The following is a 13,561-nucleotide window of genomic DNA, read 5'->3' on the forward strand; positions in this document are numbered from 1 at the left end:
TTGCGACCAGCAGGGGGGGGTGGGGTTCTCCGCCGTCCCGCCGATGGCTTCCACCACTTCCCCCTCCCGCCGCAAACAGCATTCAGTCCAAACCCTCAGCCGCTCTCTGCCCTCAGGGCGCGATGCCTTGGTGCTGGAGCACCTGCCACTGGCCGATGCCATCGCCTCAGCAGTTGCCCGGCGCTTCTTCCCACTGGTGGAGTGGGAAGATCTGATCCAGGTGGCCCGTAAGGCCCTGGTCCGCTCCGCTCCCCGCTGCAGAGCTGGCGAGCCGGCGGCGTCCTATCTGCGCCGCTGCATCACGGGAGTTTGAGAACAGTCGAGACACTGCTGCAGGGGCACCCCAGCGCCCGCTCCTCAGCGCTATGACTGCAGCAAGCCGCAGCAGGCGGTGATGCTCAGAGCAGCGGCTGGGCAGGGTTCACGGCCAGCCGCTGCCACTGCTCTTTCCGGTGCATGGAATCTGACCCCGGACAGTCAGGTCAGTACGCGAGAATACGGGCGCAGACTGACTGCCCGGTGGGGTGAGCCACAACATTATCCCGGCACACCTTCGCGGGATTAGCTACAGAATCCCCACTCATTGCGGGGCGCGATGAATGGTCATTGCCCCCTCCTCGTTGATCTCCCTGAGCAAAGCCACCAGCTGGTCCTCGATCGCTACTGATGGAACATGCAGCATCGGTTCACCAACAGGCAGGTGTTCGGTATCTGCCTGCAGGGCCGCCAGCTCCCATGCCTCAGCCACCGGCAGATCCAGGGCCAGAAAGTTCCCGTCCCAGACCGTCTCCGCTCCATCCCAGACGGGTTAGTGCTTGCTGCTGGTGACGATGCGCCAGGGCCGATCGGACTCAGCCTGCATGGCCGCCCATAAGTGAAGGCTGGCCGTCCAATGACAGGCGCCGTGGCACACCCAGCCCCAGTAGGTAGGCTGCGGGCCGCGGCGGCCGTGGCTCCAGCGCCAGTCGCAGGCGTCGTAGTCGGCAGGAAGCAGGCCGGGGATGAAGGCCGTCGGCTCGTAGGGGTAGCCGTGCTCCTCGGCCCGTCCCTCGCTGTAAGCCTCCAGCTCTGGCCACCAGATGGCGGCTGTCTCGCGGGAGCGGTAGAGCGGGCCAAGCCGCCGCCACCGCCGCTGGATCGGGTAGTAGGCGGTCGGGGCCATCAGCCCTCCTCCTCAGTCGGCGGCACACCGGCGGCGGGATTCTCCCCGCGTCCGAGGACACGCAATGGCACCCGCCATCCTGCACCGTCCCGCTGGGCGTGCCGCCGCACCATCCAGCACCCGCAGCGCCCACGCCGCCCAGCTGCTGCTCAGGCCCCCCGCTGCCCGTGAACAGGCGAGGCTCAGGGGGCTGGTGCTCAGGTGACGCTCAGGGGCCGGGGCGGTGGGCTGATCATGCGTGTGCGCAAGCCACGGCTCCCCGAGCTCAGCTGGCCATCAACGGAACTTKATGGATAGACGTTGTGGTGCGCGATGGGGCATTGGCGATACACCGGACGCCTGCCTCGTTCGTGGCGTCCGGCTGATCCTCCAATTCTGCGAACTTCTAGTTGGGGCGAGGGCTCAACACCAGGTCCCGAATGTTCCTGGCACCGAGCCAACTTGGGCCTGGCCCTGCGGCTCCCCCGGATCCATATGTGGTGGCAGGGGTAGGACGCCCAGGCGTGCTCTTCCACCACCCATGGTGGTGTTACGTTTGTTCCGGAGTCAGCTCCGTGCTGGCGACTCGGAGAACTCGGTCAGGCCTCTATCAACGGGAGTCATCACCCCGAAACAACAATGAAGCTCTTATTTAATGGCAAATCCATCCTCTCAACATGGCGGCACGGGGAGAGTCAACGTTGTCCACCACGTTCGCTCTAATCCGTCCTTCCGCGCCGCCGTCCAAGCCGTAACAAAAGAGCTTGGTGTCAGCGAATCAGCCTTGTTCCGGGCAGGCATCGTTGCCCTGATCACTGCACATCCCGGTATCCCGGATGAGCTCAAACAAGCCCTGACCGAATCGAACGCCAAGATCCGTTCCTGGTTCACGGGCCCCGTGGCAGACGCATCAGCTGTCGCCCGCTCCCTCTCCCTCTCCACCGGTGAGGGCTGAGACCATGCAAACAAGAGAACAGCCCCCCGCCGTTACGAGCGGCTGGAGGGGCCAGGGAGCTAAAGCACTCCAGCATTGTGCCGCAGCTCCCGAGCTCACCCATGGGCAGGCGTCAGCAATGGAGACGCTGCTCCCCTTCTTCACCGGGCACCGACCAGGGGGACGTGCCGCGCTCCTGGGCTACGCCGGCACCGGTAAGACCTTCCTGGTCGGCCAGCTGCTGCAGGCAGCCCTGGAGCATTACGAAGTGCAGCCCCAAGCCGGCCGCCGGGGGTGGTCCAGGCAGTCCGATGTCCTGGTCGTCGCTGCTCCGACGCACAAGGCCGCGGCCCAGCTGACCCAGACCCTCGCGGCTGCTGGTATCGACGGCATCGTCCCGATCACCCTGCACTCAGCGCTGGGGCTCAGGCCGGAGCGTGCTGAGGAGACAGAGCGGTTCGTTGCGGATCGCTCCGCTCCCAGGCGCATCGGTGAGGAGACGCATCTGGTGCTCGTCGATGAGGCCTCCATGGTCAGCGGCGAGCTCACGGAGCTCCTGCTGGATGCCCTCCCGGCTGGAGCCACGCTGGTCGCGGTCGGGGATCCAGCCCAGCTGGCACCGGTGCTCCAGAGCAGTGACAGCCCGCTCCTTCGCGCGCCTGTTGTCGCACTGCTCGAAGAAGTGGTTCGTCACCAAGGACCGATCCTTGCTGCAGCCACCGCCACCCGGGAGCTGGGCCGCGGCAGACCCCCCTGGAAAGCCGCCGCCGACGACCACAGCGCGGTGATCTTGCACGAGGGCTACAGGCAATGGCGAGATGCGGCCCTCTCCGCTTGCGTTCAGGCCATCCAGGCGGGACGGCCGGACCAAGCGCGGTTGCTGGCCTGGACCAATAACCTCGTCGGCAAATTCAACGCTGACCTGCGGACCAGGCTCTACGGCCCCTCGGCACCGCCCTTCGTGGAAGGTGAACTGGTGGTGTCTGCCAGCGCCATCCACGGCCCTGAAGGCACTCCCGTCGTCGCCAGCACCACTGAGATGGTCGTGCTTTCTGCCGCGCAGGAGGAAGGCCAGCTGGATGGTGATGAGCTGCCGGAAGTGCGGGAGGTGTTGCTGGGTAAGCGCGCCTCGAAGCGTGGTGACCCGACTCCGCCCTGGTGCTTCTGGAGCGTCGCCGCCAGGGTTGTGAGCAGCGGGCGACGAGTCGAGTTCCCGGTGCTGGAGCCCGACCAGCGCACCGCCTGGAGGAAGGCCAACAACGCAATCGCCAAGGCTGCACGGGCGGCCAGGGATGAGCACGGCAAGGAGGCTGCAGCACTGCTTTGGAACTTGTACTGGGACCGCCGGACGCTGTTTGGTGCGATCGCTCCAGTGTCGGGGCTCACCGTGCACAAGGCTCAGGGCAGCACGTTCGAGACGGTTTTCCTCGCCAGCGATCTGGACCGGAACCCAAGCCCCGGTGAGCTGAACCGCCTGGCCTACGTCGGCATCACGCGGGCCAGCCGTGAACTGCACGTCCTGGCCGACCCACCAGGGCACCCGCGGCCTGAACCAGAGCAGCCCTTCCGAACCACCTGGGGGTCCATCGCCGTGGTGCCGGTCCTCCTCGGCCAGGAGGTGCAGTGATGACTTCCAACATCAACAACTGGCGGGCCAGCCTCCCTGAGCTGGAAGGTCTGCCCCTGCTCCCCGTCGGCGCCGGGCAGGACGGGAAGGCCCCGATCAACCCCAACACCAGCAGACCGCTGGCCCGCTGGCAGAAGGCCAGCTTCTCGCCTATGCAGATCCAGGCGATGAACGACTGCGTGCGCGGGGTCGGCCTCCGCCCAGGGCCTGACGCTGGCGGGCTGCTGGTACTGGACCTGGACGGCGCGAGCGCCATCTCTGCCGTGGAGCTGCGTGGCGTCGATCACGAAACCACGCCCACCTGGCAGATCCAGCGCACCACGGCCGCCGATCGGTTGAAGCTCATCTACCGGGTGCCCCAGGAGTACTGGCCGCTCCTGGGCAAGGGCAAGGCCCAGCTGTCCACGGGAGACCGCGAGCAGATCGACTTGTTCTGGCGCTCAGGTCAGGCGATCGTGCTTGGTGAGCATCGCCCCAGCGGCGGCGCCTACACCTGGCGCGGCGGGCCGGAGCAGGTCGAGGCCCTGGAGCCCGGCCACCCCCTCTGGCCGCTGGTGCTGGAGCTGCTGGGACAAGCCCAGGGGCCTCAGCACCAGCAGGCCACCCCACGGGGGCCAGCAGCCACTGGGACGGCCACCAAAGGCGTACCAGTGGAGCAACTGCTCTCCCGCGAGCAGGCCAGCCTGTGGCAGAAGGGAGCAGCCGAAGGCAGGAGGAATGAAGCCCTGTTCCGCATCACCATCGGGCTGCAGGCCGCGGCCGATGGTGCCGCACAGGCGAACCTGGGCACCACCGGGAACCCGGAGGCGCTGGCACTCGATTTCGCCGCCCGCTGCAGTCCGCCCATCCCAGAGCGGGAAGCCCGGGCCACGGTCCGCAGCGCCCTGGGCCAGCCCCGCCAGCCCGACCCGGGGCTGGCGGCACGGATCGAGTACCACCAGCGCTCGCAGCAGGTCGCGCCCCAGGGGGAGGAGCCCAAGCCACCCAAGACCAAGCGGGAGATCCAGCTGTTTCTGAGCGAACTCCACACCTTCGAGCACGACGAACTGCTGGACCTGCCCGTCATCGACGGCAGCCACGTCTCCGCTGGATTCATCCCCACCTACGACCAGTACCTCGCAGACCGCTACCGCCTTGAGGTTCACCCCAGAACCGCCGAGGGCGTTCTCCGGTATCTGTGCTCCCGCAGTCCCTTCAACCCCATTGAGCGATACCTGCAGACCGTCGCGGCCAGGACCGAGACGCGTCTGCTCACCATCCAGGAGATCGGCAAGGCTTTCGGCATCGACGCTGGCGACGAGGTTTCCCTCGATGCTCTGGCAAGGCATCTGGTCGGCGCTGTGAAGCGGGGGCTCCAGCCCGGATACAAGCACGATGCGGTGCTGATCCTTTCGGGCGGGCAAGGCTTCGGAAAATCTGAGGCTATTGCTGCCCTTGCGCCACAGCGCGGGTGGGTGGACTCCGATTCATCAGTTCCCATCTTTGAGGGATGGCCCTTCCTCATCCGGCTGGCCCACTGCTGGCATTTCGTTTTTGACGAATGCGATCGGATGCTGCGCGGCAAGCACAGCTCGGAGATCAAGGGGATGATCACGCGTCGCTTTGACCAGTGGGCACGCAAAAACGAAAAGGAAAAGACCGAGCACCCCCGACGCTGCGTGCTCTGGGGGACGACCAACGAGGAACACGGCATCCTCAACGACCCCACCGGCGTCCGGCGGTTCTGGATCGCTCTGGTGAGGCACCGCTGTGACCCTGGCTGGATCTGCCAGAACCACGATTCCATCTGGGCCACCGCCATGGCCTGGGCTAAGGCAGGTGCGACCAACTACTGCCCACCTGGGCACCCGGTGGAGCAAGCGCTCGCGGAACGGGCTTGGAGCGCTTCATTCGAGAGCCCCCTCGCGCCCCGGCTACACGATGCGCTCAACAGCCTGCCTGTCACCGAGGGATTCCCCGGCATCTCCCAGCAGGAGCTGATCCACCGGGCCCTGAAGGAGGACTTGGCAGGCATCCGGAACAAACGTGAGCGGGACGACCTGGTCGGAGAAGTTGCTCGCACCATCACCGCCGCCAAGTTCACCTCGCACGGTGGTCAGTGGCGGTGGGAGAAGGGCCGCAGGCGGTTCGGCGGTCGTAACCCCGTTGCCGGCTTCTTCCCTGTTCCAGCGGCAGCCGAGGCCCAGGCGTGCGAGGCGACGGCACGCACCTCCTTCCTGGACGAGCCGTCCGTCCCTGTGCCGACCTGTGCCGATGGTGTGCCGGAAGGTCGGCACGGTCACTCCCCTTGGGGCGCAGTAGATCTCAAGGACTGTGCCGACCGTGCCGACCAAAAAGAGAGGTATACGGAACAGAACGTGCCTGAGATGGAGAGCGACGACCACCACCACTCGGAAGGGAAACCCCCTTGCGTAGTTGCCAAAAAGGTCGGCACAGTCGGCACAGACGCTGAGATCCCTTCCAGCGCAGTCGAAGTGACCGTGCCGACCCCTGCGGCACAGTCGGCACGGGGTCGGCACACCGCGAAGGCCCCGGCAGGGAGGAGCACCTCCACCGGCGCCCCTGGACCGGCCCCGAGCTGGCCACCGCGCACCGCCCAGGAGTTGCTGGCATGGGCCAGCAGGCAGCCCGGGGGTTCGGGCCCGGATGACCTCGGTGCGGCGTCCTGGTCTGTTCCTGACCGGGACGACTGGCCGCCCCTGGATCCATCGTTCCGTCCCGAGCCGGTCCAGGTCGATGGCGGGTTCACCTGAGATGGCGAGCGGTGCACCCAGGCCGCAGCAGTCGGGACACTTCAGCGTGGCGCCGCCCAGGGAGGTGGGCCCGTGGCGCGTGGTCGTGCGCAGCTGGATCGGGATGGTGTCGCTGCCCAAGGGCTGGAACCATCAGCAGCCGTCACCACCGTCGCCAGCGTTGTTACGCCAATGCCCGATCGCGGTGCACCCTCGATGGGCTACCCCGTGCGCAGCTCCGTGACGCCCCCGACCCCTGGGAGGAGCCGCAAGATGTTCAGCCGCAGCACCGTGGCACTGCTCCAGCACCCGCCAGGCAGGGCACGGCTCAAGCCGCTGCTCAGCCCCAGCAGGAGCGCCACGGTGGCTCTCAGTGCTGCGTGAGCTGGCCCAGGAACAGCCCCAGGCAGCGGCGTTCACCCTGGCCCTGGAGCTGGAGCGGCGCGGCTTCCCAGGGCTCACGGTCAGGCAAGTGAAACCTTGGCTGGACCGCATTCGAGCGGAGGAGGCGCAGAGGAGCGCCTGACGCCTTCTCCAGAGCTGAGCATGATCGTCGAGGACAAGGGGTGGTGGCTACGGCAGGCGGAACTGCATGTTTTCGACATAGACAGGGAGGCCGCCTTGGCGGGAATTTTCCGGGAAACTGTTGATGTTCACGTCAATCGAGTCAGGAAGCCTGACAGCTGATTGTCCTGACTCAGTCGCCTTCACTTCGGGAGAGAGGTAAGCCCTGCAGTAGGCGACAAAACCAGTCCTGGTAGTCGCCCCCCGAGACTGTTGCCTCTGCTGCCCACTGTCAGAGATGCTCCGCTTTAATCGCTTCTCTTTCCGCTCCTCGTAGGTACTGTCTTTCCACTCTTTTTGACGCTCTTCAAACTCTTCCTGCGTCGGAATTGTGCGGAACTCCCCAGTGACTGGGTCATGGCTCTCCCACTTACCCGTGCTGTCGTTGAACCTAATTCCTTTGCTTACTTTCTTAAATCCTTGCTCTGCAGCCTTGGCACATGATTCACGCCTAGAGCTGGTCATGATCTGGTCGACGGCTATTGCGCCAAGAGAGATCGCAACCAGCAGTGTTGCTGCTGGCTGCAGGTATTGCTTCCAGTTTGTTTCTGGCATGTGGGTGTATTCGAGATCCTGCGGCATGCAGTGCCACACCCAAGAGTTTGCTGCTTTCCAGCCGCCATCGCCACATGCGCCTCAGCTGCTCTCCGCACCGTGGGTTGCAGCCATCCCCGTCCGTAGGCGACTTGGTGGTGGCTGAGGCCCTGCTGCAGGAGCTCGGCGATGTGCGCTTTCCAGGTGCCGCTGACCTTCTCCCGGCTGGCTGCGCTTCGGAGGCAGGGTGTGATGGGCGGCAGTGTCCGGTTGACTTAAGCGCCGGGGGGGCGGAGAAGGACAAGGGACTGAGCCCCTCCCCCTAAACCTCAAGCTCATCGGCCAGCGCCAGCACCTGCTCATGGATTGGCGCCCACTCCTCCAGCACCGCCATCCGCTCGGGTGAGCCAGGTGCGGTGTTGCGGCCCTTGGCGCTCAAGTCCGCAAGCTGCCGGCGCAGTTCTGCCAGGCGGGCGTGGCGGTCGTCCATGGGGATGCTGGCGGCGCTCCCACGCTGGGCACCAACAGTTGTTCTGACCACCATGCATCACGGATTGCTCGCGATGTTGCCGTTGGCGAATCCAGGTGAAAGTCAGCCGATCCCATGCCGCTGCAACATCCGCGAGGTTGTGGCCCGGGGCAGGCCCAGCACCCTGGCGATCGCCGTGACGCTCTGGCCTTCCTCCTGCAGCCGCCGGCCCAGGGCCTGCTGCTGGTCGTTGTAGGCCCTAGGCCGGCCTCCCAGGTTCCCTCCGGTGGCGCGGCGGTGCTCAACGCTGGAGCGGGTGCGCTCGATGGCCAGGCTGCGCTCAAACTCCCCCACGGCGCCTAGCAGCTGGAACAGCAGCCGGCCGGTTGGGGTGGCCGTGTCGATGGCCTGGTCGAGCACCTGCAGCTGGATGCCGCGCTGCTCCAGGTCGGCAGCGATGGTCAGCAGCTCCTGCAAGGATCGGGCCAGGCGRTCCAGCTTGCAGATCACCAGGGTGTCGCCTGGCTGCAGCTCCTCCAGCACCTGGGCCAGCACCGGGCGCTCCCTGCGTCCCGAGCTGATCGTCTCGGTATGGATGGCATCGCACCCGACTGCCTCCAGCTGGGCCTGCTGCTGGGCTTCGGTCTGGTGGGCGGTGCTCACCCTGCCGTAGCCCACCCTGCGGCCCTGGGAGGCAGCAGCAGCGGGCCTGGGCGCGGCGGCCCTGGTCAGAATCTTCGTCATCGGTCCATTCACGAGATGGGTCGGTCACGGGTCAGGCAGTTGGCGCTGCGCTGGCCCACCACATTCATAACACTCCCTGTTCTGGTCGCCAATGTTTCGGGACAGGGTTGTGGGCATCCCAGCAGCGTTTTGAACAGGGTGTTTTGGGCGGGTCCAATACCGAACGGTTGTGGACGTGGCCTTCTGAGCACCTGGCTGCCTCCCCCGACCGGGTGCTGCCCTGCCCCAGCCACGGGTGCTGGGCTGGCTCAGATCTGGGTGCCGATCAGCCAGTGCGGGCGAGGCAGGCCCTGGGCCGCGGCCTTCCGCGCCAGGTCTGGATCAACCCAAGCAGCTCGGATTCGGCCCAGCGCCAGCACGCGCAAGAGAGGCCCCCCGCGGGGTAATTCGGGAACGAGGGGGTGTGAGTAAGCCCCCGCGGGACCACGAAGCATTTTCGGGAACGGCTGCAGGTGCTGCGTGGCCGATGCTTCAGGTGCCGCTGCTCAGGCCGAGCTCACGTGCGGCCATCTGCAGTGCGAACCGCCGGAGCTGCCTGGGGGTGAGGTCGTACCCCTCCTGCTGCAGCCAGGTGGGCAGGCGCTGCTCCAGCACTCGGGTGAGGCCGCGGAGGGAGGGTCCAGAGAGCCAGAGCGCGGTCTGGTCCTGGAGTGTTCCGTCGTCCAGAAGCTCGAGGAGGGTTTCTTGTCGTTGTTCACCAAGGAGCAGGAGTTTGGATGTTCCGTTGCTGGACTGGAGTGCTCTGGGCGGATTGATAAGCCCCCGTTCCTTGGCCACCATGCGTGTGTGCCCGGCGAGCGGTTGATGGCCCGCACATCGGTCGCCAATGTGCAGGGCAACGAGTCGATCAGCTCCAGGTTGCTCCGGGGGGTCGATGACGAATCGGATCTTCGCGGGGTGTAGAAGCAACCAGCGATTGAAGGCTCTGCGTTCTTCTGGTGTGGCCTGATCAAGTTGCCGCCAGAACTCCGTCACCCTGGCGGCAAGTTCCTGGCCGGCTTCTTCCTCATCGGGCCGTGCCTCGAGGTGGCGGAGGGCTGCAGATTGCTCCGAGAGTTCCTGCTTGAGCTGGTGCAACTTGTCGCGGCCCTGGGTGATCGCCCGCTCGATGGTGGCGAGGCGTTCCTCGCCGGCACCCTCCGCCCAGATGTCAGAGGCGCGCCGCTCCATGGATTCCATCTGTACCTGGGACTGGGCGAACCGGTGGCGCAATGCTGCGACCTGTTCGGCGAGGCGTTGGCGTTCCTGCCTGGCATCTGGATCAGCCAGCAGTTCGGCCCAGGCGCCCTGGCCCAGCCGTGTGAGGCAGTGAGCTTCCATCTGGTCGCGGAGCACATACCCCCTGCCGAGGCCAGGTGAGTCACGGCGGTTGCAGGTCCGGCAGCCCACCCAACCTGGATGGTCGGCGCGGGCTCCCCTCCCTGGACGGTGGTAGCTCATTGGGGCACCGCAGACGCAGCGGCAGATGGTCTGGAACAGGAAGTAGAGCCGCTGGGAACCACCCCGCAGCTGGCCGCGCAGCGTGTCGCGGGTGGCCATCGCAGCCCGGAGCTGCCCCCACTGGGCACGGGACAGAACCGCTGGGTAGAAGCCCTCGATCACCACCCCGTCCTGGCGGTGGAGATCACCCACCAGGGCGGGGGAGCGCAGGGCATTCGTCACCCGGCTGTGGTTCCAGGCTGAGCCGGCCTGGCTGGCGTACTGGTTCCGCCGGTTACGGGTGGGTGGGGGCGAATGGCCCTCGTCGTTGAGCTGCTGGGCGATCAGGGTTGAACCCAGGCCCTGCATCGCCAGCTCCACCGCACGGCGCAGGGTGGCTGCGCAGGCCGGGTCCAGCCGCATGCTCCCARCCTCATCCCGCACCAGCCGGCGGTCGGCATCACGGGCGATCCACCAGGGCGTGGCCGCCGCAACCTTGGCGCCTTGCTCCTGCAGCTGGTGACGCTTCGTGGCGGCGCCCTTGCTGCGGCGCGACTTCTCTTCCCATTCCCTCCGCGCTTGGGCCATCGCACCCAACAGGCCATGGAGCCGGTGCGGCTCACGGTCGATCAGCTCAGCATTGAGGACGGCTCCTCCGTCACTGCAGAAGGCGATCGCCAGACCCGCTGCCCAGAAATCCGACAGCAGCACGCCCAGCACCTGGCGCTCCGCCTCGCGACTGAACCGGGACATGCTCTCCACCACCAGGCACGAACCAGGCGGGACGGCACCGGTGCGGGCGCCCTGCAGGAAGCGGCTGAGAGCCCCAGTCGTTCGGTGCTTGCCCTCGCCCGCACTCACCCCTGGATCGACCAGAGACTCCGCCAGCTCCCAGTCGGGATGCTCCGCCAGCCAGTGCTGCAGCGCCTGCTCCTGTCGCTCCAGGCCGGAACGGTCGGAGCCCGCCTGGGTGCCCCGACTCACACGCGAATAGGACCAGGCGAGCGGCATCTGGGGAGCGCGGCGAGTGCTGATTCAGACTATCCGCAGTGTGCGCTCTTGCTCAGTGCCGCCCACCAGAACGATGAAACCCTGTTGATCATGGAGTCGCCCCAGCTGGCGGCCCATTTCACTCGGGAAATCGATCGCCTCTGGAAGGGGCGGAACTCAGCATCTCCGCTCGGCTGCAGCGCAAACGCGACCGCCAGCAGAGGCTCTGTGGCCGGGGCCGGCAGCGGCTGGGCCAGGATGGCCCCGTACGATCTGGCTAGACAGGCTCCACTGCTGATGGACTCAAGATCCGCCGCCAAGGCTGAATCGACCACCCTTGATGCGATCCAACTGATGTTGCGGGATCTTCAGACCCGCCATGACGAAATTCGCCACCGGGCTGCATTCCGGGGCTGCACGAAGGAACTGCTGGACGTGCAACAGGAGCTGGTGGATTACCTGCTCACCAAAAAGAGCCAACTGATGGGTCAGAGTGAGCGAGAGAGCCTCACCAACCGCAACTACAACGCCTTMCTCTGATTCCACTTTCCTCTGACCCCGCCTTCCTCTGAGCCCACAACCGACACCGCCCCCTGCCCAACCGGCCCCTGCGTGGTGGTGGTGGGGGCAGGACCGGCGGGCAGCTGCCTGGCCCTGCTGCTGGCCCAGCGCGGTGTGCCGGTGACCCTGGTGGAGGCGGCCACCAGGCTGGAGCGCCAGTTCCGCGGCGAAGCCCTGATGCCCCATGGCCTGGAGGCCCTCGAGGCGATGGGGCTGGCACGGGAGCTGGACGCTCTTCCCCACCGTGCCCTGGCGGGCTGGCGCTTCTGTCTCGATGGCCGGCCCCTGTTCCGGGTGGCCGAGCCAATGGAGGGGGAAGGCCAGCCCGGCTGCCTCCTGGTGAGCCAGCCGGCCCTGCTGGCTGCCGTGATCGCCCGCCTGCGGGCCCTCGGCAACGCCCGCGTGCTGCTGGGCCAGCGGGTGAGCGGACTGATCCGGCAGCAGTGCGGCCGGATCAGCGGCGTGCAGCTGGCCGGGGGCGAGCAGCTGCCGGCCAGCCTGGTGGTGGCCTGCGACGGGCGCCAGTCGAGCCTGCGCGAGGCGGCGGGGCTGGAGCTCAGGCGCAGGGCCAGCCCGATCGACGTGCTCTGGTTCGCCCTGCCGGAAGCCGGCCCCGATCCCCTGGCGGGCGATTTCACCACGATGGTGGGCGCCGAGGGCATCTTCAGCGCCTTTGTGTCCGCCAGCGGTGGCCTGCAGCTGGGCTGGGTGCTGCAGGCCGGCGCCACCGAGCCCCACGTCTCGCCGCGCCAGCGGCTGGAACGCATGGCCCGCCAGAGCCCGCCCGAGCTGGCCGCCGCGCTGCGTTCCCAGCCCGGCGAGCCGGCGGAACCGATGCGGCTGCGGGTGGAGGTGGGCCTGGCGAAGCGGTGGTGGTGCCCTGGCCTGCTGTTGCTCGGGGATGCCGCCCACCCGATGAGTCCGGTGCGGGCCCAGGGCATCAACCTGGCGCTGCGGGATGCCTGGGTGGCCGGCCAGCTGCTGGGGGAGGCCCTGGCCAGCGCCTCGGCCCAGCACGCCGCGCCGGCCAGGAGTCTCGATGCGGTTCTGGCACGCATCGAAGCGCTGCGGCAACCCGAAACCCTTGGCCTGCAAGACCTGCAGGCCAAGGAGACCGCCCGCGGCCTCTGGCTGCAGCGGCAGAGCGGCCTGCGCCGCCTGTTGCAGGCGAGCTCAGGCTGGCTGGCGCCACCACTGGCCCACCACTGGCAGCGCAGCCAGCAACCCCTGCGCCAGGGGATCACCGACCTGGCCAGCCTGGGCCGCTGATCGCTCCGCAGAGGGCGTGGCCACCAGTCGGAACGGACAGCTGCCGAGCCGACCATCAACCGCGGCTGAGATCCACCGTAATGATGGTGAGGCGTACGGCACCGCCAGCCCTGCCATGAATCGCCATGACCTGCTGCTGGTTCCCGCCCTTGCCGCGCTTGCCTTGACCGTCCTGTTCCAGGGCCCTGTCAGGGCTCGCGACCCTGACTACCCCAGCCAGGAGCTGCTGCGCCAACTGCAGCTGGACACGATCGCCTGCGGCCGCGACAACCTCGCCCCCGACTGTGATCAGGCCCGCAGCACCGCCGATCCCCTGCTCGACCATCCGAGGCTGAGCGGCAACTGCAAGGACGCGCTCTGGCAGATCAGCCAGGACGCGGTGGTGGTGCCCCGCAACGACTTTCAACGCCGCGAGCGGCTGATCGGCGAAGCCACCGACATGATTCGGTTCTGCCGGCAGCTGAGCCAGCCTCTGCGGACCACCAGCCCGCCGTCCAGGCCCCAGGCTCCTGGCCGGGGATTCGGCCTCGTGCCGGGCTCCTGAACAATCAGACAGCCGTGGGGAGCGGGCCTAAAG

The 13,561-nt window shown here is 67.1% G+C and carries 13 protein-coding genes and 1 pseudogene; 8 read left to right on the plus strand and 6 right to left on the minus strand.

The annotated features are described in order from the left end of the window. Positions 1-313, plus strand: a pseudogene (locus IQ216_RS05470) (sigma factor); the annotation flags it as partial. A gap of 267 nt (positions 314-580) precedes the next feature. Here the strand turns inward: IQ216_RS05470 and IQ216_RS05475 are convergent. Both IQ216_RS05475 and IQ216_RS05480 read right to left on the minus strand, forming a co-directional pair. Then, positions 581-748 carry a hypothetical protein gene (locus IQ216_RS05475; RefSeq protein ID WP_193814667.1) on the minus strand — a complete coding sequence of 56 codons (168 nt, stop codon included), beginning with the start codon at positions 746-748 and terminating at the stop codon, positions 581-583. Positions 749-808: 60 nt separating this feature from the next. Further along, positions 809-1,162, minus strand: a complete 354-nt coding sequence (locus IQ216_RS05480; RefSeq protein ID WP_193814668.1) for a hypothetical protein — start codon at positions 1,160-1,162, stop codon at positions 809-811. Between the two features lie 64 nt (positions 1,163-1,226). Here IQ216_RS05480 and IQ216_RS05485 point away from each other — a divergent pair, with 64 nt between their 5' ends. The 4 genes from IQ216_RS05485 to IQ216_RS05500 all read left to right on the plus strand — a co-directional run bounded on the left by IQ216_RS05485 (position 1,227) and on the right by IQ216_RS05500 (position 6,455). Then, positions 1,227-1,367: a hypothetical protein gene (locus IQ216_RS05485; protein ID WP_193814669.1), complete on the plus strand. Its 141-nt coding sequence runs from the start codon at positions 1,227-1,229 to the stop codon at positions 1,365-1,367. A gap of 429 nt (positions 1,368-1,796) precedes the next feature. Beyond that, positions 1,797-2,096 (plus strand): hypothetical protein, encoded by a 300-nt coding sequence (locus IQ216_RS05490; protein ID WP_193814670.1) that lies wholly within the window; start codon positions 1,797-1,799, stop codon positions 2,094-2,096. Positions 2,097-2,100: 4 nt separating this feature from the next. Further along, positions 2,101-3,702 carry an ATP-dependent RecD-like DNA helicase gene (locus IQ216_RS05495; RefSeq protein WP_228007176.1) on the plus strand — a complete coding sequence of 534 codons (1,602 nt, stop codon included), beginning with the start codon at positions 2,101-2,103 and terminating at the stop codon, positions 3,700-3,702. Further along, positions 3,702-6,455, plus strand: a complete 2,754-nt coding sequence (locus IQ216_RS05500) for a VapE domain-containing protein (RefSeq protein WP_193814672.1) — start codon at positions 3,702-3,704, stop codon at positions 6,453-6,455. The genes IQ216_RS05495 and IQ216_RS05500 overlap by 1 nt, the downstream gene beginning before the upstream one ends. Before the next feature lie 552 nt (positions 6,456-7,007). Here IQ216_RS05500 and IQ216_RS05505 read toward each other — a convergent pair. From IQ216_RS05505 to IQ216_RS05520, 4 genes are all read right to left on the minus strand, one after another. Beyond that, positions 7,008-7,580, minus strand: coding sequence for a hypothetical protein (locus IQ216_RS05505; protein WP_193814673.1), 573 nt, complete (start codon positions 7,578-7,580; stop codon positions 7,008-7,010). 274 nt (positions 7,581-7,854) lie between these two features. Continuing rightward, positions 7,855-8,022, minus strand: coding sequence for a hypothetical protein (locus tag IQ216_RS05510; protein WP_193814674.1), 168 nt, complete (start codon positions 8,020-8,022; stop codon positions 7,855-7,857). 102 nt (positions 8,023-8,124) lie between these two features. After that, on the minus strand, positions 8,125-8,745 hold the full coding sequence (locus IQ216_RS05515) for a recombinase family protein (RefSeq protein WP_193814675.1): 621 nt from the start codon (positions 8,743-8,745) through the stop codon (positions 8,125-8,127). Between the two features lie 471 nt (positions 8,746-9,216). Further along, a complete protein-coding gene (locus IQ216_RS05520) occupies positions 9,217-11,175 on the minus strand; it encodes a recombinase family protein (RefSeq protein ID WP_193814676.1) in 1,959 nt (652 codons plus the stop codon). A 276-nt stretch (positions 11,176-11,451) separates the two neighbouring features. Between IQ216_RS05520 and IQ216_RS05525 the strand changes: the two genes are divergently transcribed. The 3 genes from IQ216_RS05525 (at position 11,452) to IQ216_RS05535 (ending at position 13,528) form a co-directional block, all read left to right on the plus strand. Beyond that, a complete protein-coding gene (locus tag IQ216_RS05525; protein WP_193814677.1) occupies positions 11,452-11,694 on the plus strand; it encodes a hypothetical protein in 243 nt (80 codons plus the stop codon). Positions 11,695-11,775: 81 nt separating this feature from the next. After that, the gene (locus IQ216_RS05530; RefSeq protein WP_370566620.1) at positions 11,776-12,984 is read left to right on the plus strand and encodes an FAD-dependent monooxygenase; all 1,209 of its coding nucleotides are present in this window, start codon (positions 11,776-11,778) and stop codon (positions 12,982-12,984) included. A gap of 163 nt (positions 12,985-13,147) precedes the next feature. After that, on the plus strand, positions 13,148-13,528 hold the full coding sequence (locus IQ216_RS05535) for a hypothetical protein (RefSeq protein WP_193814679.1): 381 nt from the start codon (positions 13,148-13,150) through the stop codon (positions 13,526-13,528). Positions 13,529-13,561 lie beyond the last annotated feature (33 nt).

It is taken from the genome of Cyanobium sp. LEGE 06143 (assembly GCF_015207535.1).
GTDB lineage: Bacteria > Cyanobacteriota > Cyanobacteriia > PCC-6307 > Cyanobiaceae > NIES-981.

Bases quoted from the DNA above. Each gene is read 5' to 3' on its own strand.
- IQ216_RS05505 (WP_193814673.1), bottom strand. From the start codon at position 7,580: ATGCCGCAGGATCTCGAATACACCCACATGCCAGAAACAAACTGGAAG.
- IQ216_RS05480 (WP_193814668.1), bottom strand. From the start codon at position 1,162: ATGGCCCCGACCGCCTACTACCCGATCCAGCGGCGGTGGCGGCGGCTT.
- IQ216_RS05510 (WP_193814674.1), bottom strand. From the start codon at position 8,022: ATGGACGACCGCCACGCCCGCCTGGCAGAACTGCGCCGGCAGCTTGCG.
- IQ216_RS05490 (WP_193814670.1), top strand. From the start codon at position 1,797: ATGGCAAATCCATCCTCTCAACATGGCGGCACGGGGAGAGTCAACGTT.
- IQ216_RS05500 (WP_193814672.1), top strand. From the start codon at position 3,702: ATGACTTCCAACATCAACAACTGGCGGGCCAGCCTCCCTGAGCTGGAA.
- IQ216_RS05485 (WP_193814669.1), top strand. From the start codon at position 1,227: ATGGCACCCGCCATCCTGCACCGTCCCGCTGGGCGTGCCGCCGCACCA.
- IQ216_RS05495 (WP_228007176.1), top strand. From the start codon at position 2,101: ATGCAAACAAGAGAACAGCCCCCCGCCGTTACGAGCGGCTGGAGGGGC.